20 protein-coding genes and 1 pseudogene are annotated in these 21,257 nt (G+C 60.2%); 17 read left to right on the top strand and 4 right to left on the bottom strand.

The window, feature by feature from the left end:
- The first annotated feature begins 51 nt into the window (after nucleotides 1-51).
- The 5 genes from ACGJAX_RS11585 to ACGJAX_RS11565 all read left to right on the top strand — a co-directional run bounded on the left by ACGJAX_RS11585 (nucleotide 52) and on the right by ACGJAX_RS11565 (nucleotide 5,777).
- Entirely contained in the window at nucleotides 52-1,539 is a 1,488-nt protein-coding gene (locus ACGJAX_RS11585; RefSeq protein WP_247257945.1) for a gamma-aminobutyraldehyde dehydrogenase, read from the top strand.
- Between the two features lie 84 nt (nucleotides 1,540-1,623).
- Nucleotides 1,624-2,775, top strand: coding sequence for a putative ABC transporter substrate-binding protein YdcS (gene ydcS, locus ACGJAX_RS11580; RefSeq protein ID WP_390958984.1), 1,152 nt, complete (start codon nucleotides 1,624-1,626; stop codon nucleotides 2,773-2,775).
- 216 nt (nucleotides 2,776-2,991) lie between these two features.
- Nucleotides 2,992-4,029 carry an ABC transporter ATP-binding protein gene (locus ACGJAX_RS11575; RefSeq protein ID WP_247257946.1) on the top strand — a complete coding sequence of 346 codons (1,038 nt, stop codon included), beginning with the start codon at nucleotides 2,992-2,994 and terminating at the stop codon, nucleotides 4,027-4,029.
- Nucleotide 4,030: 1 nt separating this feature from the next.
- A complete protein-coding gene (locus ACGJAX_RS11570; protein WP_247257947.1) occupies nucleotides 4,031-4,978 on the top strand; it encodes an ABC transporter permease in 948 nt (315 codons plus the stop codon).
- The gene (locus ACGJAX_RS11565; protein WP_390958982.1) at nucleotides 4,968-5,777 is read left to right on the top strand and encodes an ABC transporter permease subunit; all 810 of its coding nucleotides are present in this window, start codon (nucleotides 4,968-4,970) and stop codon (nucleotides 5,775-5,777) included. Before ACGJAX_RS11570 ends, ACGJAX_RS11565 begins: the two co-directional genes overlap by 11 nt.
- 5 nt (nucleotides 5,778-5,782) lie before the next feature.
- Here ACGJAX_RS11565 and ACGJAX_RS11560 read toward each other — a convergent pair whose 3' ends face one another.
- Nucleotides 5,783-5,953: a hypothetical protein gene (locus ACGJAX_RS11560; RefSeq protein WP_247257949.1), complete on the bottom strand. Its 171-nt coding sequence runs from the start codon at nucleotides 5,951-5,953 to the stop codon at nucleotides 5,783-5,785.
- Here ACGJAX_RS11560 and ACGJAX_RS11555 point away from each other — a divergent pair.
- Together ACGJAX_RS11555 and ACGJAX_RS11550 are read left to right on the top strand one after the other, a co-directional pair.
- Nucleotides 5,952-7,376: a gamma-aminobutyraldehyde dehydrogenase gene (locus ACGJAX_RS11555; protein ID WP_090316780.1), complete on the top strand. Its 1,425-nt coding sequence runs from the start codon at nucleotides 5,952-5,954 to the stop codon at nucleotides 7,374-7,376. The genes ACGJAX_RS11560 and ACGJAX_RS11555 overlap by 2 nt on opposite strands.
- A 283-nt stretch (nucleotides 7,377-7,659) precedes the next feature.
- Nucleotides 7,660-9,144 carry an amino acid permease gene (locus ACGJAX_RS11550; RefSeq protein ID WP_390958979.1) on the top strand — a complete coding sequence of 495 codons (1,485 nt, stop codon included), beginning with the start codon at nucleotides 7,660-7,662 and terminating at the stop codon, nucleotides 9,142-9,144.
- 214 nt (nucleotides 9,145-9,358) lie between these two features.
- Here ACGJAX_RS11550 and ACGJAX_RS11545 read toward each other — a convergent pair whose 3' ends face one another.
- Together ACGJAX_RS11545 and ACGJAX_RS11540 are read right to left on the bottom strand one after the other, a co-directional pair.
- Nucleotides 9,359-9,760: a type II toxin-antitoxin system VapC family toxin gene (locus ACGJAX_RS11545; RefSeq protein WP_248914457.1), complete on the bottom strand. Its 402-nt coding sequence runs from the start codon at nucleotides 9,758-9,760 to the stop codon at nucleotides 9,359-9,361.
- The gene (locus ACGJAX_RS11540) at nucleotides 9,760-10,002 is read right to left on the bottom strand and encodes an AbrB/MazE/SpoVT family DNA-binding domain-containing protein (RefSeq protein ID WP_248914456.1); all 243 of its coding nucleotides are present in this window, start codon (nucleotides 10,000-10,002) and stop codon (nucleotides 9,760-9,762) included. Before ACGJAX_RS11540 ends, ACGJAX_RS11545 begins: the two co-directional genes overlap by 1 nt.
- Before the next feature lie 504 nt (nucleotides 10,003-10,506).
- Here ACGJAX_RS11540 and ACGJAX_RS11535 point away from each other — a divergent pair.
- Nucleotides 10,507-11,015 (top strand): annotated as a pseudogene (locus tag ACGJAX_RS11535) (Bro-N domain-containing protein).
- A 56-nt stretch (nucleotides 11,016-11,071) separates the two neighbouring features.
- On the opposite strand, the gene ACGJAX_RS11530 reads toward ACGJAX_RS11535, so the two are convergent.
- Nucleotides 11,072-11,257, bottom strand: a complete 186-nt coding sequence (locus tag ACGJAX_RS11530; protein WP_247257953.1) for a hypothetical protein — start codon at nucleotides 11,255-11,257, stop codon at nucleotides 11,072-11,074.
- Between the two features lie 414 nt (nucleotides 11,258-11,671).
- On the opposite strand from ACGJAX_RS11530, the gene ACGJAX_RS11525 reads away from it, so the two are divergent.
- The 9 genes from ACGJAX_RS11525 (at nucleotide 11,672) to ACGJAX_RS11485 (ending at nucleotide 21,254) form a co-directional block, all read left to right on the top strand.
- Nucleotides 11,672-13,297 (top strand): glucan biosynthesis protein, encoded by a 1,626-nt coding sequence (locus ACGJAX_RS11525; protein ID WP_390958977.1) that lies wholly within the window; start codon nucleotides 11,672-11,674, stop codon nucleotides 13,295-13,297.
- 275 nt (nucleotides 13,298-13,572) lie between these two features.
- On the top strand, nucleotides 13,573-14,487 hold the full coding sequence (locus ACGJAX_RS11520) for a glutamate/aspartate ABC transporter substrate-binding protein (RefSeq protein ID WP_090318333.1): 915 nt from the start codon (nucleotides 13,573-13,575) through the stop codon (nucleotides 14,485-14,487).
- Between the two features lie 211 nt (nucleotides 14,488-14,698).
- Nucleotides 14,699-15,445, top strand: coding sequence for an amino acid ABC transporter permease (locus ACGJAX_RS11515; protein WP_047538290.1), 747 nt, complete (start codon nucleotides 14,699-14,701; stop codon nucleotides 15,443-15,445).
- Nucleotides 15,445-16,116 carry an ABC transporter permease subunit gene (locus ACGJAX_RS11510; protein ID WP_390958974.1) on the top strand — a complete coding sequence of 224 codons (672 nt, stop codon included), beginning with the start codon at nucleotides 15,445-15,447 and terminating at the stop codon, nucleotides 16,114-16,116. The genes ACGJAX_RS11515 and ACGJAX_RS11510 overlap by 1 nt, the downstream gene beginning before the upstream one ends.
- Nucleotides 16,113-16,847: an amino acid ABC transporter ATP-binding protein gene (locus ACGJAX_RS11505; RefSeq protein WP_247257957.1), complete on the top strand. Its 735-nt coding sequence runs from the start codon at nucleotides 16,113-16,115 to the stop codon at nucleotides 16,845-16,847. The genes ACGJAX_RS11510 and ACGJAX_RS11505 overlap by 4 nt, the downstream gene beginning before the upstream one ends.
- 219 nt (nucleotides 16,848-17,066) lie before the next feature.
- On the top strand, nucleotides 17,067-18,968 hold the full coding sequence (locus ACGJAX_RS11500) for a sensor histidine kinase (protein WP_248914452.1): 1,902 nt from the start codon (nucleotides 17,067-17,069) through the stop codon (nucleotides 18,966-18,968).
- Nucleotides 18,969-19,012: 44 nt separating this feature from the next.
- Complete coding sequence (locus ACGJAX_RS11495) at nucleotides 19,013-20,293, top strand: sigma-54 dependent transcriptional regulator (RefSeq protein WP_245706672.1); 1,281 nt, start codon at nucleotides 19,013-19,015, stop codon at nucleotides 20,291-20,293.
- A gap of 8 nt (nucleotides 20,294-20,301) precedes the next feature.
- A complete protein-coding gene (locus tag ACGJAX_RS11490; protein WP_162493925.1) occupies nucleotides 20,302-20,631 on the top strand; it encodes a GlpM family protein in 330 nt (109 codons plus the stop codon).
- A 248-nt stretch (nucleotides 20,632-20,879) separates the two neighbouring features.
- Nucleotides 20,880-21,254: a transporter gene (locus ACGJAX_RS11485; RefSeq protein WP_390958972.1), complete on the top strand. Its 375-nt coding sequence runs from the start codon at nucleotides 20,880-20,882 to the stop codon at nucleotides 21,252-21,254.
- The last annotated feature ends 3 nt before the right edge of the window (nucleotides 21,255-21,257 follow it).

The following is a 21,257-nucleotide window of genomic DNA, read 5'->3' as shown; positions in this document are numbered from 1 at the left end:
ACTAGTCTTGCTCCATCTATAAGACGGCCGGCCCCAGTCACAGGGAGCAGCATGGCCACACAAGAAAAGAGAATCCGAAAAATGGCTGGCGCGCAGACCCCGTTGTTCACCGCCTTGTTGATCGATGGCGAACTGGTCGCGGGCCAGGGATTTGTCGAGCCGATTCTCAACCCGGCGACCGGCGAAGTCCTGACGCAGATCGCCGAAGCCAGCACCGAGCAAGTCGAAGCCGCCATCCTCGCCGCCCACCGCGCCTTCGCCAGCTGGTCGCGGACCACTCCGCAGCAGCGTTCGAACCTGTTGCTGGACATCGCCAATGCCATCGAAAAAAACGCCGACCTGCTCGCCCGCCTCGAATCCCTGAACTGCGGCAAGCCGCTGCACCTGGCTCGCCAGGACGACTTGAGCGCGACAGTCGACGTGTTCCGTTTCTTCGCCGGTGCCGTGCGCTGCCAGACCGGGCAGCTCAGCGGCGAATACCTGCCGGGCTACACCAGCATGGTGCGGCGCGACCCTATCGGGGTCGTGGCGTCCATTGCGCCTTGGAACTACCCGATCATGATGGCCGCGTGGAAAATCGCCCCGGCCCTGGCCGCCGGCAACACGCTGGTGTTCAAACCGTCCGAGCACACGCCACTGTCGATCCTGGCCCTGGCGCCGGCATTGGCCGAGATTCTGCCGCGCGGCGTGATCAACATCGTCTGCGGCGGCGGTGAAGGCGTCGGCAGTCACCTGGTCAGCCACCCGAAAGTGCGCATGGTGTCGTTGACCGGCGATATCGTCACCGGGCAAAAAATCCTCCAGGCCGCGGCCAAAACCCTCAAGCGCACCCACCTCGAACTCGGCGGCAAGGCCCCGGTGATCGTCTGCAACGATGCCGACATTCAGGCGGTGGTCGAGGGCGTGCGCGCCTATGGCTATTACAACGCGGGCCAGGACTGCACCGCCGCCTGCCGGATTTATGCGCAGAACGGGATTCACGATCGCCTGGTGGCCGAACTCGGTGCGGCGGTCAGCAGCTTGCGCTTCGCCGGCAAACGCGATGCCGACAACGAACTCGGTCCGCTGATCAGCACTCGCCAACGTGACCGTGTGGCCAGTTTCGTCGAACGCGCCCTTGGCCAGCCGCACATCGAACGGGTGACGGGCGCTGCCGTGCATTCCGGCGCCGGTTTCTACTACCAGCCAACCTTGCTGGCCGGCTGCAAACAGTCCGACGAAATCGTTCAGCGCGAAGTGTTCGGACCGGTGGTCACCGTGACCCGCTTCGATGAGCTGGAGCAAGCAGTGGACTGGGCCAACGATTCGGAATACGGCCTGGCGTCCTCGGTCTGGACCCAGAACCTCGACAAGGCGATGCAGGTCGCCGCGCGATTGCAGTACGGCTGCACCTGGATCAACAGCCATTTCATGCTGGTCAGCGAGATGCCCCATGGTGGCCTGAAGCGTTCGGGCTACGGCAAGGACCTGTCCAGCGATTCGCTCCAGGACTACAGCGTGGTACGGCACATCATGGCCCGCCACGGACAGCATCTCTGACTACGCTAATAACAAGCCGCTAACGGCATGCTTCACCCCGTTCAAAAACTGCCCCGACCATAATTTGAAGAAGAGGGAATTCCCATGTTCGTGCACAAGACCGCACTGCTCAGTGCAATCACCACCGCGCTGCTGGCCAGTGCCAGTGTCCAGGCCGCCGAGCCGCTGAAAGCTGTCAGGGCGGGCGAAGGCCAACTGGATATTGTGGCTTGGCCTGGCTACATCGAACGGGGCGAAAGCGACAAGGCCTACGATTGGGTCACGGGTTTCGAGAAGGAAACCGGCTGCAAGGTCAATGTAAAAACCGCCGCGACCTCCGACGAGATGGTCAGCCTGATGGCCAAGGGTGGTTACGACCTGGTGACAGCCTCCGGCGACGCCTCGCTGCGCCTGATCGTCGGCAAGCGTGTGCAGCCGATCAACACTTCGCTGATCCCGAACTGGAAAAACATCGACCCGCGCCTCAAGGACGGACCGTGGTACGTCGTCAATAAACAGACCTACGGCACCCCGTACCAGTGGGGTCCGAACGTATTGATGTACAACACCAACGTGTTCAAGACCGCACCTGACAGCTGGGGCGTGGTGTTCGAGGAACAGACCCTGCCGGATGGCAAGTCCAATAAAGGTCGCGTGCAGGCTTACGACGGCCCGATCTACATCGCCGATGCGGCGCTGTACCTCAAGGCGACCAAGCCGGAACTGGGTATCAAGAACCCCTACGAGCTGAACGAAGAGCAATACAAAGCGGCGCTGGCCCTGCTGCGCAAGCAACAGCCGTTGATCCACCGCTATTGGCATGATGCGACCGTGCAGATGAGCGACGTCAAAAACGAAGGCGTGGTGGCCTCCAGTAGCTGGGGCTACATGGTCAACGGCCTGGTGGCGGACAAGCAGCCAGTGGCCTCGGTCATTCCGAAAGAAGGTTCCACGGGCTGGGCCGACACCACCATGATGCACGTCGATGCCCAGCACCCGAACTGCGCCTACAAGTGGATGGACTGGTCGCTGCAACCGAAAGTCCAGGGTGACGTGGCGGCATGGTTCGGCTCGCTGCCAGCGGTGCCGGCGGCGTGCAAGGAGAGCGAGTTGCTCGGCGCCGAAGGCTGCAAAACCAACGGTTTCGACCAGTTCGACAAGATCGCCTTCTGGAAAACCCCGCAAGCTGAAGGCGGCAAATTCGTGCCGTACAGCCGCTGGACCCAGGACTACATCGCGATCATGGGCGGCCGCTAACACACCCCACCCTGTGGGAGCGAGCCTGCTCGCGATGAGGCCGGCACAGTCAACATCGCGGTTGCCTGAAACACCGCCATCGCGAGCAGGCTCGCTCCCACACTTGATCATCGCCGTTGCCACTACCGCATTCGGCTTGCAGATAAAAGATTCAGATTTTTCAGAAGTCCAGGCAGGGCCGCTGCGACGGCCCTCGCCTTTTTGGAGCACCGCACCATGACGCTTGCAGTCCAGTTCACCAACGTTTCCCGTCAGTTCGGCGAAGTGAAAGCCGTTGACCGGGTTTCCATCGACATCCAGGACGGCGAGTTTTTCTCCATGCTGGGGCCTTCCGGCTCGGGCAAAACCACCTGTTTGCGCCTGATCGCCGGTTTCGAACAACCGAGCGCGGGCTCTATCCGGATTCATGGCGAGGAAGCCGCCGGGCTCCCGCCGTACCAGCGTGACGTGAACACCGTGTTCCAGGATTACGCGCTGTTTCCGCACATGAACGTTCTCGACAACGTCGCCTATGGTTTGAAAGTCAAAGGCGTCGGCAAGACCGAACGCCTCAAACGCGCCGAAGAAGCCCTCGACATGGTCGCCCTCGGCGGTTACGGCGAGCGCAAGCCGGTGCAACTCTCCGGCGGCCAGCGCCAACGCGTGGCCCTGGCCCGCGCGCTGGTCAATCGTCCGCGCGTGCTGCTGCTCGACGAACCCCTCGGCGCGCTGGACCTGAAACTGCGCGAACAAATGCAGGGCGAGCTGAAGAAGCTGCAACGCCAGCTCGGCATTACCTTCATCTTCGTCACCCACGACCAGACCGAAGCGCTGTCCATGTCCGATCGCGTGGCCGTGTTCAACAAGGGACGCATCGAACAAGTCGACAGCCCGCGCAATCTCTACATGAAACCGGCGACCACCTTTGTCGCCGAATTCGTCGGCACCTCCAACGTGATTCGCGGCGACCTGGCGAAACAGCTGAGCGGCAATCCACAGCCGTTTTCGATTCGCCCGGAACACGTGCGTTTCGCCGAAGGCCCGCTGGCCGCACACGAAATTGAAGTCAGCGGCTTGCTGCACGACATCCAGTACCAGGGCAGTGCCACCCGCTATGAACTGAAGCTGGAAAACGGCCAGACCCTGAACATCAGCCAGGCCAACAACCAGTGGCTGGATGTCAGCGCCCAGCACCAGACCGGGCAACGCATCAGCGCACGCTGGGCTCGCGAAGCCATGGTGCCGCTGTTCGACACCGTTGCAGGCGGGGTGTGACATGAACACCGTGGCACTCTCTCAAACCCGGTCGGGCGGCTCACCGTTGCACAGGTTTTCCAATCTGCTGTATCGCCGGCCAAACCTGTACCTGTCGCTATTGCTGGTGCCGCCGCTGCTGTGGTTCGGCGCGATCTACCTGGGCTCGTTGCTGACCTTGTTGTGGCAGGGTTTCTACACCTTCGATGACTTCACCATGGCGGTCACGCCGGAACTGACCCTGGCGAACTTCGCCGCGCTGTTCCAGCCATCGAACTTCGACATCATCCTGCGCACCCTGAGCATGGCCATCGTGGTCTCGATCGCCAGCGCCATCGTTGCGTTTCCGATCGCCTACTACATGGCGCGCTACACCACTGGCAAGACCAAGGCGTTTTTCTACATCGCGGTGATGATGCCGATGTGGGCCAGTTACATCGTCAAGGCCTATGCCTGGACCTTGCTGCTGGCCAAGGGCGGCGTAGCACAGTGGTTCGTGCAGCACCTGGGCCTGGAGCCGGTTTTACAGTTCGTGCTGGGCATTCCCGGTGTGGGCGGCAGCACCTTGTCGACCTCGCACCTGGGGCGCTTCATGGTGTTTGTCTATATCTGGCTGCCGTTCATGATCCTGCCGATCCAGGCGTCGCTGGAACGCCTGCCGCCGTCGCTGCTGCAAGCGTCCGCCGACCTCGGCGCCAAGCCGCGCCAGACGTTCATGCAAGTGATTCTGCCGCTGTCGATTCCGGGCATTGCCGCCGGTTCGATCTTTACGTTCTCGCTGACCCTCGGCGACTTCATCGTGCCGCAACTGATCGGTCCGCCGGGTTACTTCGTCGGCAGCATGGTGTACGCCCAACAAGGCGCGATCGGCAACATGCCGATGGCCGCTGCCTTCACCCTGGTGCCGATCGTGCTGATCGCCATTTACCTGTCCATCGTCAAACGCCTGGGGGCCTTCGATGCACTCTGAAAAGGCTTCAATCGGTCTGAAAATCGCGGCCTGGGGCGGGTTGGTGTTCTTGCACTTCCCGATCCTGATCATCTTCATGTACGCCTTCAACACCGAAGACGCGGCGTTCAGCTTTCCGCCCAAGGGCTTCACCCTGAAGTGGATTGGCGTGGCGTTCTCGCGGCCTGACGTACTGGAAGCGATCAAGCTGTCGCTGCAGATTGCCTCGATTGCCACGCTGATCGCCCTGGTCCTTGGCACGCTGGCATCGGCGGCGCTGTACCGCCGGGAATTCTTCGGCAAGCAAGGCATTTCGCTGATGCTGATCCTGCCGATCGCCCTGCCAGGGATCATCACCGGTATCGCGCTGCTGGCGACCTTCAAGACGCTGGGCATCGAGCCGGGAATGTTCACCATCATCGTCGGTCACGCGACCTTCTGTGTGGTGATCGTCTACAACAACGTCATCGCCCGCTTGCGCCGCACCTCGCACAGTTTGATCGAGGCCTCGATGGACCTCGGCGCCGACGGCTGGCAGACCTTCCGCTACATCGTCCTGCCGAACCTCGGCTCGGCGCTGCTGGCCGGCGGCATGCTCGCTTTCGCGCTGTCGTTCGACGAAATCATCGTGACCACCTTCACCGCCGGCCATGAACGCACCCTGCCGCTGTGGCTGCTCAATCAGCTGAGCCGCCCACGGGACGTGCCGGTAACCAACGTCGTCGCGATGCTGGTGATGATGGTGACCATGCTGCCGATCCTCGGCGCTTACTACCTGACCCGTGGCGGTGAAAGCGTTGCGGGCAGTGGCGGCAAATAACCGAATCACCAGAGGAACCCGGCCCCTGTAGGAGCGAGCTTGCTCGCGATGATCTCAAACACACCGCGCGCAACCAGACTGAACGCGTCATCGTTCACGTCCATCGCGAGCAAGCTCGCTCCTACAGGGCCCGGTTCAGACAGAAAAACAAACAGTTCCGAAGAGGAGAAGAACATGCAAACCCAACTCTTGATCAACGGCCAGCTCGTCAATGGCGAAGGCCCTGCCCAACCCGTGTTCAACCCGGCGCTGGGCCGCGTGCTGGTGGAAATCAACGAAGCCAGCGAAGTCCAGGTCGATGCTGCCGTGCGCGCCGCCGATGCCGCGTTTGACAGCTGGTCACACACCCCGCCGAAAGAGCGCTCGCTGCTGCTGCTCAAACTGGCCGACGCCATCGAAGCCCATGGTGAAGAGCTGGCCAAACTGGAATCGGACAACTGCGGCAAACCCTACAGCGCTGCGCTGAACGACGAGATCCCGGCGATTGCCGACGTGTTCCGTTTCTTCGCCGGTGCCAGCCGCTGCATGAGCGGTTCGGCCGGGGGTGAATACCTGCCGGGCCACACCTCGATGATCCGCCGCGACCCGGTGGGCGTGATCGCCTCCATCGCGCCGTGGAACTACCCGCTGATGATGGTCGCCTGGAAAATCGCCCCGGCCCTCGCCGCCGGTAATACCGTGGTGCTCAAGCCGTCGGAACAAACGCCGCTGACCGCACTTCGCCTGGCACAACTGGCGTCGGAAATTTTCCCGGCCGGCGTGCTCAACCTGGTGTTCGGCCGTGGCCCTACCGTGGGTAGCCCGCTGGTCACCCATCCGAAAGTGCGCATGGTGTCGCTGACCGGTTCGATCGCCACCGGTTCGAACATCATTTCCAGCACCGCCGACAGCGTCAAACGCATGCACATGGAACTGGGCGGCAAGGCCCCGGTGATCATCTTCGACGACGCCGATATTGACGCCGCCGTGGAAGGCATTCGCACCTTCGGCTTCTACAACGCCGGGCAGGACTGCACTGCTGCCTGCCGCATCTACGCGCAGGAAGGCATCTACGACAAGTTCGTCGAGAAACTCGGCGCGGCCGTCAGCAGCATCAAGTACGGCTTGCAGGACGACCCGTCGACCGAGCTCGGCCCACTGATCACCGCGCAACATCGCGACCGCGTGGCCGGGTTCGTCGAGCGCGCCGTGGCGCAACCGCACATCCGGTTGATCACCGGCGGCAAAGCGGTGGAAGGCAACGGTTTCTTCTTCGAACCGACGGTGCTGGCCGATGCCCAGCAGGACGACGAAATCGTCCGTCGCGAAGTGTTCGGGCCGGTGGTGTCGGTGACCAAATTCACCGATGAAGCGCAGGTATTGGGCTGGGCCAACGATTCGGACTACGGCCTGGCCTCGTCGGTGTGGACCGCCGACGTCGGTCGTGCCCATCGCCTGTCGGCGCGCTTGCAGTACGGCTGCACCTGGGTGAACACCCACTTCATGCTGGTCAGTGAAATGCCTCACGGCGGTCAGAAACTCTCCGGCTACGGCAAGGACATGTCCATGTATGGCCTGGAGGATTACACCGTCGTGCGGCATGTGATGTTCAAGCATTAACAGCTTCGCCTGTAGGAGCGAGCCTGCTCGCGATGGACGTCAACGATGACGCGGGGAGCCTGACGCCCCGCGGTGTCCTCAGGTTCCTCGCGAGCAATCGAGCGTCGACCGGCTGCTCCTACAGTGAATGACTCACCTCGGTTTCAAGGCAGAAACCGGCAGTACGCACCACCAGGTTCCAACCAAAGAAGCCAAAACAATAACCACCGATCCGGGCAGCGCCGCCAAGGCTCTGCCACGGTTTCGGACATCCGAAATCTGCCGATTTTCCGGAGCAACCACTATGAGTGCAACACCCGAACTCTCTGCCGGCGTGGTCGATAGCGACGCCGAGCAGCTACGTAAACTGGGTTATACGTCCAATTTCAATCGCAGCATGAGCCTGTGGGAAAACTTCGCCCTGGGCTTCACTTATCTGTCCCCGGTCGTAGGGGTTTATACCCTCTTCGGCCTGTGCCTCGCTGCTGGCGGGCCACCGATGTTCTGGGCTTACCTGCTGGTCGGTTGCGGCCAACTGCTGGTGTGCCTGATCTTCGGTGAAGTGGTGTCGCAATTCCCGATTTCCGGTGGGGTATACCCATGGGCCCGTCGATTGGTGGGCAAACGCTGGGCGTGGATGGTCGGCTGGATCTACTCCATCGCCCTGTGCGTGACCATCGCTGCCGTTGCCGTGGGTGCAGGTCCTTACCTCGCCGCCATGATGGGTTTTGAACCGAACAACAACACCAACATCGTCATCGCCCTGTTCCTAACGCTGTTCGCCACGCTGATCAACCTCAGCGGCACCAAGATGCTGGCGCGCATTGCCATGTTCGGCTTCCTCTGCGAACTGATCGGCGCGGTGATCGTCGGTGTCTACCTGTTGGTTTTCGAACGCCACCAGCCGCTCAGCGTGCTGCTCAACACCTTCGACATCAGCGTCGACGGCTCGTACCTGCCGGCCTTCCTCACCGCCTCGCTGGCAGGGATGTTCCTGTACTACGGCTTCGAGGCCTGCGGCGACGTCGCCGAAGAAACGCCGAACCCGAGTGCAAAAATCCCGGTGGCCATGCGCATGACCATCTACATCGGCGGCATCGCGGCGATGTTCGCCTGCCTGGCGCTGATCCTCGCCGTGCCGGACATGCAAGCAGTGATCAACGGCACCGACAAGGACCCGGTCACCACCATCCTCAACAACGCCTTCGGCCCGGTGGGTTCGAAAGTGGTGATGGGCGTGGTCATGATTTCCTTCATCTCCTGCGTCATCAGCCTGCAAGCGGCGGCGAGCCGACTGCTGTATTCCTACGCGCGTGACGAGATGGTGATCGGCAGCCGACTGCTGAAAAAGATTTCTCCTACGACTCAAGTTCCGGTTTCTGCGCTGTTCGTGTCCGGTGTCCTGCCGGCCCTCATCATCATCCTCGGCTTCTTCCTGCAGGATGCCGTGGCCACCATCGTCAGCTTCGCCGCCATCGGCATCTACCTGGCGTTCCAGATGATCGTGCTCGCGGCGCTGTTTGCCCGACTCAAAGGCTGGAAACCGAGCGGCAAATTCACCCTCGGTGCCTGGGGCTGGCTGGTGAACATCGGTGCACTGGCCTATGGCCTCGGCGCCATCGTCAACATGGCCTGGCCACGTACCCCGGACGCTGCGTGGTACATCAACTACGCCATGGTCCTGAGCACCGCCATCGTCATTGGCCTGGGCCTGCTGTACATGTGGATCGCCAAGCCGTACGACCACGGCACCGCGCCTGCCGGGGATGCCTGGAAGGTGAGTCGGTAACGGTATTTGCCCCTTGATCGAAGACCCTGCCCGCAGTGATGCGGGTGGGGTTCGAGTGGCCAAAGCGGTTGTGGCTGGATGAGCGTTTCGATGCACAAAAAACCGCCCTTGGAGGCGGTTTTGCTTTTACAGAAGGCGGCCTTAACCCTGTTGCCTGGACAGCGTTCTGCTCTCTTTGCCAGACCCTGTAAAACAAAAGAGCGCTAGATTCAGCTCAGCCGGGAACAATCAAATTGACCGAAGGGAAATAGCTCCGATATCGCCTGGCATCTCGTGTCAGCAACGGCAGCCTTTTCACGGCTGCATGGGCGCCAATGAAAAAATCTGCCAACACATTGTGCTTGCTGCCACCCACTTTCCGATATCGAACGAATGCTTTACCAGCCAGAAACAACGCTGGTCGGGGAACTTCCTGCATCACCAACCCGAGTTGATTCACCACATCATCCAGCGCTTCAAATGTTGAGAACGCCTGAGACAGCTCGGCGTAGATAATCGGGTTTATCACCAGTTCATGCACCCGGGATTGAGCGCGCATCTGCTGGATAGACCAATCAGCCCACGTGGGATCGTCTTCCAGAACATCGATCAGTACATTTGTATCGACCAAGACCATCAATCGTCCCCACGAAGTAAAGCCATCAGTTCATCTGTTCGCCATTTGATATCCGCCTTGCCTCGCACAGCATCGAATCGATCAGGCGCATTGGCCTTGCCTGATTTGATCCTGGCACTGTGCAACACCACTTCGCCTTGTTCGTTGACACTGAATTCTACGGCCGCCCCCGGCGTCAGATGCAATGCATCCCGAATGGGCTTAGGAATGGTTACCTGGCCTTTGCTGGTCATGGTCGACATACCACTCTCCTTTGAGTATTACCAATCAGAACAAAGTAATACCTGACCTGAGCCTCTGCAACCGCCACTTGTCGAAGGGTTGCTCTGTTCCCAGACGCCAATAAATAAAGAATAAATTGCCCATTGGGTGCCGTGTTCCTGCGTCCTGCGTAAAAACAGAAGGCTCCTACAGATATAGCCTTCCGGAAAAACCCGCGATTCCTACATCACGCGTCGCCAGAGTAGACTTGGCGCCGCGAGCGCCTGACCGATAGGCTTTGTCCCGTCGCTGCACAATCAGCGACCCGGAGTCGAAGCCGGAACATATCAACATGGCGCATCCGCGCCCCCATACAAGCTGGGGCATTTTTTTGCCTTTCAGTTTCGTGTTATGGCGGGCCGTGTGGCGCGGGCCTCTCGGCTTCCATGTTGATCGAGAATGTTCCGACTTCGAACGCCGCACGGTCCGCCACCCCAATCTGTCGAAGGATGAGTGGCGGCTCTTTTTCAACATGGAGTCGAACAATGCACAGACACGCGTCAAATCCATCTGACACTTATCCCTGCTTTATTCCTACAGTCTTCACCCGCCACAACCGATTCCTCCACGCCTTATCCAGGACCATCAAGCCTGGTTCTGCGTTCAGGACCTTGGCCGCCTGATGGGCAAACCATTGAACGAACGCCTCATCCAGAAGCTCGACCCCGATCAGCGTCGTAGCGTTTGTTTGCTCAAGGACGGGAAGGTCGTCGATGCATTGATGGTCAGCGAGTCGGGCATGTACGCGCTGCTGGTTCACCATTTCATCCCGGAAAACCGCCATCTGAGGCAATGGTTGAGCAACGAAGTCGTGCCCCTGTTGCGCAATGCACAGGCATCATCGTCGGAAGACCTGCCCAGCCTGAGCGCCTTGAATTGGGCAGGCGTCTCGGTGCCTTTGCTGCATTACCAACATCACGCCTGGATCAAGTGGCGGGACATGCCTGAGTTGATGCAAACGCAACGCCCGCTGCCAATAGCCGGAATTCGCTGAATCGATTCGATTGGCAAAAGGGCGAACTTCATCGTCCGCCCTTTTGATTCTCTTACCTAAAACCTCGAAACACTGCGCATCGCATCCACCAGATACCTCATCGCAATCCGGTCGCTCTCCGACAATTCGCGATAGCGCTCCACCAGTTTCATTTCTTCGGAATTCAATCGGCGCCTTCGCCGCCCGCTGCCCAGGCACGGAAAGATTCCCAGTATTTCGGTGATGCCTTGTACTTTCGACATGGACGATGTCCTTCTCTACGTCATAGAAAACTTCAAAAACCGCATCGCCCTACCCCTTTTCAGCAGCCTTCTTGTGCCGACTGAATCGCACCGGCCCGAAGGGCATAAACCGGTCATGCCCACAGAATAGAAAGTATCGGGACGCTGAAAAGCGTTTTTTAGAGTAATTAGTCGAAAAAAGCAGAAATGCCCTCTAAATCAGACGTCACTGTCGGAAATCTTTACCGACACGTCTTGTTTCATTGCCGCGCTAGCGTCGTGCCATCAATCAATTTTGCTCTGCCATCGAACGGTTTAAGCTATTCGGCATCTGTTTAAAGTCCGTTGCGTTTGGCCGAAGGCATGTCCGAACCCCTATTTCTGATCCAGCACGTGCCAGGAACGGCGCGGGATTGTTCACGACAGGTTGTATTTATGCACCGCAGGAATTTGCTCAAAGCCTCCATGGCCATCGCTGCCTACACCGGTTTGTCGGCCACCGGCCTGCTCGCCGCCCGCGCCTGGGCTGCCACCGGGGCTGCCGATGGTGAAGCCCAGGCCTTCGATTTCGAGTCGCTGAAAGTGCAGGCCAAGCAACTGGCCAGCAATCGCTATCAGAACACCAAGCAAGTGTTGCCACCGACCCTGGCGACCATGACCCCACAGAATTTCAACGCGATCCGCTACGACGGCAATCATTCGCTGTGGAATGAATTGAACGGTCAGCTGGATGTGCAGTTTTTCCACGTCGGCATGGGGTTCAAGCAGCCGGTGCGCATGTACAGCGTCGATCCGAAAACCCGCATGGCCCGTGAAGTGCATTTCCGCCCGTCGCTGTTCAACTACGAGAACACCACGGTTGACACCAAACAATTGACCGGCGATCTGGGTTTCTCCGGGTTCAAGCTGTTCAAGGCGCCGGAGCTGGACAAGCACGACGTGGTGTCGTTTCTCGGTGCCAGTTACTTCCGCGCGGTGGATGCCACTGGCCAGTACGGTTTGTCGGCCCGTGGCCTGGCGATCGATACCTACGCCAAAAAGCGTGAAGAGTTTCCCGACTTCACCAAGTTCTGGTTCGAGACGCCGGACAAGGACAGCACCCGTTTCGTGGTCTATGCCCTGCTCGACTCGCCGAGCGCCACCGGTGCCTACCGCTTTGACATCGACTGCCAGGCCGAGCGCGTGGTGATGGAAGTCGATGCCCACGTCAACGCACGTACCGCCATCGAACAACTGGGCATCGCGCCAATGACCAGCATGTTCAGCTGCGGCACCCACGAACGCCGCATGTGCGACACCATTCACCCGCAGATCCACGACTCCGATCGCCTGGCGATGTGGCGCGGCAACGGCGAGTGGATCTGCCGTCCGCTGAACAACCCGGCCACCCTGCAATTCAATGCCTTCGCCGACAAGGACCCGAAGGGTTTCGGCCTGGTGCAGACCGATCACGAGTTCGCCAGTTATCAGGACACCGTCGACTGGTACAGCCGGCGCCCGAGCCTGTGGGTCGAACCGACCACCGCCTGGGGCGAAGGCTCCGTCGATCTGCTGGAAATCCCTACGACCGGCGAGACCCTCGACAACATCGTTGCGTTCTGGACCCCGAAAAAACCGGTGGCGCCCGGTGATTCACTGAACTACGGCTACAAGCTCTACTGGAGCGCCCTGCCACCCGTGGGCACACCGCTGGCGCGGGTCAACGCAACGCGTTCGGGCATGGGTGGTTTCACCGAGGGCTGGGCACCGGGCGAGCATTACCCGGAGGTTTGGGCCCGGCGTTTCGCGGTGGACTTCACCGGAGGTGGCCTGGACCGCTTGCCGGAAGGCGCGGGCATCGAGCCGGTGGTGACCTGCTCGAATGGCCAGGTCAAGGACTTCAACGTGCTGGTGCTCGATGAGATCAAGGGCTACCGCATCACGTTCGACTGGTACCCGACCAACGACAGTGTGGATCCCGTGGAACTGCGCCTGTTCATCCGCACCCATGATCGCACGCTGAGTGAAACCTGGTTGTACCAGTACTTCCCGCCAGCGCCAGACAAGCGCAAATACACCTGATTACCGGTTGCGCCCTCTCACCATTCGGTTTTCCGAACGCGACTCACCGGTCAGTTCGGTTAACCGGATTATTTAGCGCTGAAAAATCCGGAAAAACAATTTAATTCCCTTATAAATCAATAGCTTGAATCGTTCAGCCTGGCCTGGCATGAGTCATGCTCTACACTTCCTCGACGAATGCCTGCGGTGCCAACACTTCAGGAGCTCAGGCATCCGCAGCACAAAAAGGGCCGATGAACTGGCTCCATAAAAAAAACAATGTCGAGGAAAATTTGATGCGCATCGTTCCCCATATCCTGGGCGCAGCCATTGCTGCCGCTCTGATCAGCACGCCAGTTTTCGCCGCCGAACTCACCGGCACCCTGAAGAAGATCAAAGAGTCCGGTGTGATCACCCTCGGGCATCGTGACGCTTCCATTCCGTTTTCCTACATTGCAGACGCTTCCGGCAAACCGGTCGGCTACTCCCACGATATTCAACTGAAAATCGTCGAAGCCATCAAAAAAGACCTGGACCTGCCTAACCTGCAAGTCAAATACAACCTGGTCACTTCGCAAACCCGTATCCCGCTGGTGCAGAACGGCACCGTGGACCTGGAGTGCGGTTCCACCACCAACAACGTCGAGCGTCAGCAGCAAGTTGACTTCTCCGTTGGCATCTTCGAAATCGGTACCCGTCTGCTGACCAAGAAAGGCTCGGCGTACAAGGACTTCGATGACCTCAAAGGCAAGAACGTCGTGACCACCGCCGGTACCACGTCCGAGCGCATCCTCAAGTCGATGAACGCCGACAAGCAAATGGGCATGAACGTCATCTCCGCCAAAGACCACGGCGAATCCTTCCAGATGCTGGAATCGGGCCGTGCCGTCGCGTTCATGATGGACGACGCACTGCTGGCCGGTGAGGCCGCCAAAGCCAAGAAGGCGGATGACTGGGCCGTGACCGGCACGCCACAGTCCTACGAAATCTACGGCTGCATGGTGCGTAAGGGCGACGAGCCGTTCAAGAAAGCCGTGGATGATGCCATCAAGGCCACCTACGCTTCGGGCGAGATCAACAAGATCTACGACAAATGGTTCATGCAACCCATCCCGCCTAAAGGCCTGAACCTGAACTTCCCGATGAGCGACGAGCTCAAGGCCCTGATCGCCAACCCGACCGACAAAGCGGCTGACGACAAGAAATCCTGATTTCTGACTAACCTTATCTCCTGGGAGGGCCTCGGCCCTTTCCGGAGATTGTCATTCCCTGCTGGCATTTCTGGAAGCACTCGAACCGGTGGCTGTCGAGCCGATCGCGTGTGCCTGATCGAACTGACCCCTGTGGTCACCGGATCGGGCGGGAACGGAGCTTTCCCCAGGCGGGTACTTGTACATCGATCGAATCCGAGGGGAGACCCTAATGAATTACAACTGGGACTGGGGCGTGTTCTTCAAGTCCACCGGCGTGGGCAGCGAGACCTATCTCGACTGGTACATCGCCGGTCTGGGCTGGACCATCGCCATCGCCATCGTGGCCTGGATCATCGCCCTCACACTGGGCTCGATTCTGGGCGTCATGCGCACCGTGCCGAATCGCATCGTATCGGGCATCGCCACCTGCTACGTCGAGCTTTTCCGTAACGTGCCGCTGCTGGTTCAGCTGTTCATCTGGTACTTCCTGGTGCCGGACCTGCTGCCGCAGAACCTGCAAGACTGGTACAAGCAGGATCTGAACCCGACGACCTCGGCCTTCCTCAGCGTTGTCGTCTGCCTGGGCCTGTTCACCACCGCTCGCGTCTGCGAACAAGTGCGCACCGGTATCCAGGCCCTGCCCAAAGGCCAGGAATCCGCGGCCCGCGCCATGGGCTTCAAGCTGCCGCAGATCTACTGGAACGTGCTGCTGCCGCAGGCTTACCGGATCATCATTCCGCCGCTCACCTCGGAATTCCTGAACGTCTTCAAGAACACCTCCGTGGCTTCGCTGATCGGCCTGATGGAGCTGCTGGCGCAGACCAAACAGACCGCCGAATTCTCCGCCAACCTGTTCGAAGCCTTCACCCTGGCAACGCTCATTTACTTCACCCTGAACATGAGCCTGATGTTGCTGATGCGTCTGGTCGAGAAGAAAGTCGCCGTACCAGGCCTGATCTCCGTGGGGGGTAAATAATGGAACTCGACTTCTCGGGCATCATCCCGTCCCTGCCAGGCTTGTGGAACGGCATGCTCATGACCCTGCAACTGATGGCGCTGGGCGTCATCGGCGGGATCATCCTCGGCACCCTCCTGGCGCTGTGCCGTCTGTCCCACAGCAAACTGCTGTCGAACCTGGCCGGTGCCTACGTCAACTACTTCCGCTCGATCCCGCTGCTGCTGGTCATCACCTGGTTCTACCTGGCGGTGCCATTCGTGCTGCGCTGGATCACCGGCGAAGACACCCCGATCGGCGCGTTCGCCTCGTGCATCGTGGCCTTCATGATGTTCGAAGCGGCGTACTTCTGCGAAATCGTCCGGGCCGGCGTGCAGTCGATCCCCAAGGGCCAGATGGGAGCAGCCCAGGCGCTGGGCATGACCTATGGCCAGATGATGCGCCTGATCATCCTGCCCCAGGCATTCCGCAAGATGACCCCGCTGTTGCTGCAACAGAGCATCATCCTGTTCCAGGACACGTCGCTGGTTTATGCGGTGGGCCTGGTGGACTTCCTCAATGCCTCGCGCGCCAGTGGCGACATCATTGGCCGTTCCAATGAGTTCCTGATCTTCGCAGGTCTCGTGTACTTCATCATCAGCTTTGCCGCCTCGCAGCTGGTCAAGCGTCTGCAAAAAAGGTTTGCCGTATGATCTCTATCAAGAATGTCAACAAGTGGTATGGCGACTTCCAGGTACTGACTGACTGCAGCACCGAGGTCAAAAAAGGCGAAGTGATCGTGGTCTGCGGGCCGTCCGGCTCGGGCAAATCGACCCTGATCAAATGCGTCAACGCCCTGGAACCGTTCCAGAAGGGTGACATCGTGGTCGATGGCACGTCCATCGCCGACCCGAAGACCAACCTGCCGAAACTGCGCTCCCGTGTGGGCATGGTGTTCCAGCACTTCGAGCTGTTCCCGCACCTGACCATCACCGAAAACCTGACCATTGCGCAGATCAAGGTATTGGGCCGCAGCAAGGAAGAAGCCACCAGGAAAGGCCTGCAACTGCTTGAGCGCGTCGGTCTTTCGGCCCATGCCCACAAGCACCCCGGCCAACTGTCCGGTGGTCAGCAGCAGCGCGTGGCGATTGCCCGGGCGCTGGCGATGGACCCGATCGTCATGCTGTTCGACGAACCGACCTCGGCGCTGGACCCGGAAATGGTCAACGAAGTGCTCGACGTGATGGTGCAACTGGCCCACGAAGGCATGACCATGATGTGCGTGACCCACGAAATGGGCTTCGCCCGTAAAGTTGCCGACCGGGTGATTTTCATGGACGCCGGCAAAATCATCGAAGACTGCAAGAAAGAAGAGTTCTTCGGCGACATCAACCACCGTGCCGAGCGTACCCAGCACTTCCTGAACAAGATTCTGCAGCACTAATCAGCAACTGGCTTTGCTCCTTGTGGCGAGGGAGCTTGCTCCCGCTGGGTCGCGCAGCGGCCCCGAAACCTGTAAATGCAATTTTTCTGACACACCGCATTCATCGGTTTTACGACTGCTTCGCAGCCGAGCGGGAGCAAGCTCCCTCGCCACAGGTTCTTCGTTCGGCAGGAACCAGAGCAAGCACGTTGCCATGCTGGTTGACCCAAGGCATCTGTGATGAAATGCGACCCCAATCCCTATCGCGCCCCGCCGCCATCACTCGCCGTGAAACCCCGTCTGATTCGTCATTTGTTCCTGCCGCCGCTGATCATCGCGCTGATGATCGGATTGGGTTATGTCGGCTTCTGGCTCAGTGAGCACTACGGCATTCGCAGCCTGAGCGAGAACGGCCAGCGTCAGCTGGAGCTGCACGCCCGTGCCGTCGAAAGCGAAATCAGCAAATACACCTACCTGCCCAGCCTGCTGGAACTCGAATCCAGTGTCTCGCAGTTACTGGCCGACCCGACCCCGGAGCACCGGCAAACGGTCAATGATTACCTTGAAGGCCTGAACCGGCGCAGCCGCAGTCGGGCCATTTACGTGATGGACACCACCGGTCGCGTCATGGCCACCAGCAACTGGCGCGATGTCGACAGTTATCTGGGTGAAGACCTGTCCTTCCGTGCCTATTTCCAGAATGCCGTGCGCGGCCAGCCGGGGCGTTTCTATGGCATCGGCAGCACCAACGGCGAACCCGGTTATTACCTGGCCCACGGCCTGGAAGAACACGGCAAGATCATCGGCGTGGCCGTGGTCAAGGTTCGCCTCGAAGCCATGGAAGAGCGCTGGCAGCGGGCGCGCCTGGAAGCCTTCGTCAGCGACGAGAACGGCATCATCATTCTGTCCAGCGACCCGGCGCGGCGACTCAAATCCGTGGTGCCGCTGAGCGACGAGACCAAGGAAAAACTGGCCCGCAGCCTGCAGTACTACTGGTTCCCGTTGAACGAACTGCAACCCCTGGCCCGGGAAACCCTGTCCGAAGGCGTGGAAAAACTGACCTTTCCCGCCAACAGCGAGCTGGACTCCGATAAAGAAAACATCAGCTATCTGGCGCAGACCCGGCCATTAAGCGATACCCCATGGAATTTCACCCTGCTCACGCCGCTGCAGGATTTGCGCCGCGAAGCGATCAATCAGGGCGTTCTGGTGGCGGTGGCCTTCGCCCTCGTGGCGTTCCTGCTGATCGCCTGGAACGAACGGCGCAAGGTGATTTCCACCCGCCTCGCCGCCCGCGAGGCCTTGCAGGAAGCCAACAATCAACTGGAGCGTCGGATTACCGAACGCACCGTCGACCTGCGCGCCAGCAATGAACGGCTCAAGGGCCAGATCCGCGAAAGACGTCAAGCCGAAGAGACCTTGCGCCGCGCCCAGGATGAACTGGTGCAGGCCGGAAAACTCGCCGCCATCGGCCAGATGTCCACCAGCATCGCCCACGAACTGAACCAGCCGCTGGCGGCGCTGCGCACCCTGTCCGGCAACACCGTACGCTTTCTGGAGCGCGGTCAACTGGACGTGGCCAGCACCAACCTCAAGACCATCAACGAACTGATCGACCGCATGGGCCGGATCACCGCCAGCCTGCGCTCCTTCGCCCGACGCGGTGACGACAAGGGCCAGGCTGGCCTCGGCAAAGCCGTGGAGGCTGCCTTGCAACTGCTCGGCGGCCGGGTGGAAAATGCCCATCTGCAGGTGCACCACCATTTCGACGACGTACAACTGCAGATCGACCAGACGCGCCTGGAGCAGATTCTGGTCAACCTGATTGGCAACGCCCTCGATGCCATGCAGGCGCAGCCGCAGCCCGAGCTGTGGCTCGAAGGTGAAGTGTTCGAGGGCAAGTATCGACTGCGCGTCAGGGACAACGGCCACGGTATCGATGCCGAAGCGCGCAAGCACCTGTTCGAACCCTTCTTCACCACCAAACCCGGCGAACAAGGGCTGGGCCTGGGCCTGACGCTTTCCGCGAGCCTGGCCGCCGCCACTGGCGGGCACCTGGGCGTCGAACACCCCGCCAGCGGTGGTACCGCTTTCGTCCTCAGTTTACCGTTGGTAAGCCCCACACCTGCCGAGCCAATATGAACAACGACCTTAGTGTGCTGATTGTCGAAGACGACCCCCATGTGCTGCTCGGCTGCCAGCAGGCGCTGAGCCTGGAAGACATTCCCTGTATCGGCGTCGGCAGCGCCGAAGAAGCCCTGGAGCGGGTCGGCGACAATTTTGCCGGCATCGTCATCAGCGACATTCGCCTGCCGGGTATCGATGGACTGGAACTGTTGAACCGGCTCAAGGCCCGCGACCGCAGCCTGCCGGTGGTGCTGATCACCGGTCATGGCGACATCTCGATGGCCGTCGGCGCGATGCAGAAAGGCGCCTACGACTTCATGGAAAAACCCTTTTCCCCGGAGCGTCTGGTGGACGTGGCCCGCCGCGCCCTGGAACAACGCAGCCTGGCGCGGGAGGTGACGTCGCTGCGTCGGCAATTGGCCGAACGCGATTCCCTCGAAGGGCGCATCATCGGTCGCTCGCCGGCCATGCAGAATCTGCGCGAGTTGATCGCCAACGTCGCCGATACCTCAGCCAACGTGCTGATCGAAGGCGAAACCGGCACCGGCAAGGAACTGGTTGCCCGTTGCCTGCATGATTTCAGCCGTCGCCACAGCAAGCAGTTCGTCGCCTTGAACTGCGGCGGCCTGCCGGAAAACCTTTTCGAAAGTGAAATTTTCGGCCATGAAGCCAACGCCTTCACCGGCGCGGGCAAGCGGCGCATCGGCAAGATCGAGCACGCCGACGGCGGCACGCTGTTCCTCGATGAAGTGGAAAGCATGCCCCTGCCCTTGCAGATCAAACTGCTGCGGGTGTTGCAGGAGCGTACCCTCGAGCGACTCGGTTCGAACCAGAGCGTGGCGGTCGATTGCCGGGTGATTGCCGCGACCAAGTCCGACCTCGTCGAGTCGAGCAAGGCCGGGGAATTTCGCAGCGACCTGTATTACCGCCTCAACGTGGTCACCCTGGAACTGCCACCGTTGCGCGAACGTCGCGAAGACATCCTGCAATTGTTCGAGCATTTTCTGCAGCAGTCGTCCCTGCGCTTCGACCGTGCCGCGCCGGAACTGGATAACCAGACCCTGTCCAACCTGATGAGCCATGACTGGCCGGGCAACGTGCGCGAACTGCGCAACGTCGCCGAACGCTTTGCCCTGGGTCTGCCAGCCTTCAAGAAACCCGGCGCCAGCGCCGGCAATCAGGGCCTGGCCTTTGCCGAAGCGGTGGAAGCCTTCGAACGCAACCTGCTCGGCGACGCCTTGCAACGCAGCGGTGGCAACCTGACCCAGGCCAGCCAGGAACTGGGCATGGCCAAGACCACCTTGTTCGACAAAGTGAAGAAGTACGGGCTGAGTCACTGATGGATCTGATGCTCAAGGCAACACTGGGCGCGGCGGTGGTGCTGATCCTCGCCGCATTGGCCAGGACCAAAAACTATTACATCGCCGGCCTGGTGCCGCTGTTTCCTACCTTTGCCCTGATCGCCCATTACATCGTCGGCAAGGGCCGCTCCCTGGAAGACCTGAAGACCACCATCCTGTTTGGCATGTGGTCGATCATTCCGTACTTCGTCTACCTGGCCACGCTCTACGTGATGGTGGACCGGATGCGCCTGGAAGCTTCTCTCGCGGTAGCCGCAGTGGCCTGGTTGATGGCGGCGACCGTGCTTGTCTCCCTCTGGGTTCGCCTGCACACCTGACACCCCCTTGTGGGAGCGAGCCTGCTCGCGATGGCGATCTGTAAGCGGCATCAATGTCGACTGATCTACCGTCATCGCGAGCAGGCTCGCTCCCACAGAAGTTGTCCCGGGTTTGGCCCATCCCTTGCATTTACCCCCAAAAGCCCTCTCCCCCGGCCTGCATGCCGGTTGAACCTTCGGAGGGCGTCCGCTAAAGGGTGAATCCTGACTGTGAACATCGTTATTGCAAACCGAAAGGCACTACACCCATGACTTTCACCGTGATCATGCTGGTGGCGTGTTCCATTGTGATGGACGTCATTGGCCAGCTCTGCTTCAAGCTCGGCCTGGACCGATTGCCGGAGCTCGAAGGCGGCTTTCGCCTCAATGCGTTCTGGGGCCAGGTATTCAACGCGCCGCTGCTGTGGTGCGGGATCGGCGCCTTCGTGGTCGAGTTTCTGGTCTGGCTCGAAGCCCTGTCCCGGGCACCGCTGAGCCTGCTGTTTCCGGCAGCGGCGCTGGCCTACTGCGGCGTGGTGCTGGCGAGCAAGCTGGTCCTCGGTGAAACCGTCAGTCGCCGTCGCTGGCTGGGTACGCTGGTGATTTCGGCGGGCGTGATGCTCGTGTGTGTCTGCCATGGATGAGGG

This window comes from Pseudomonas moorei (genome assembly GCF_042846945.1).
Classification (GTDB): Bacteria; Pseudomonadota; Gammaproteobacteria; order Pseudomonadales; family Pseudomonadaceae; genus Aquipseudomonas; species Aquipseudomonas moorei.
This window is presented reverse-complemented; position numbering and strand designations above follow the sequence as displayed.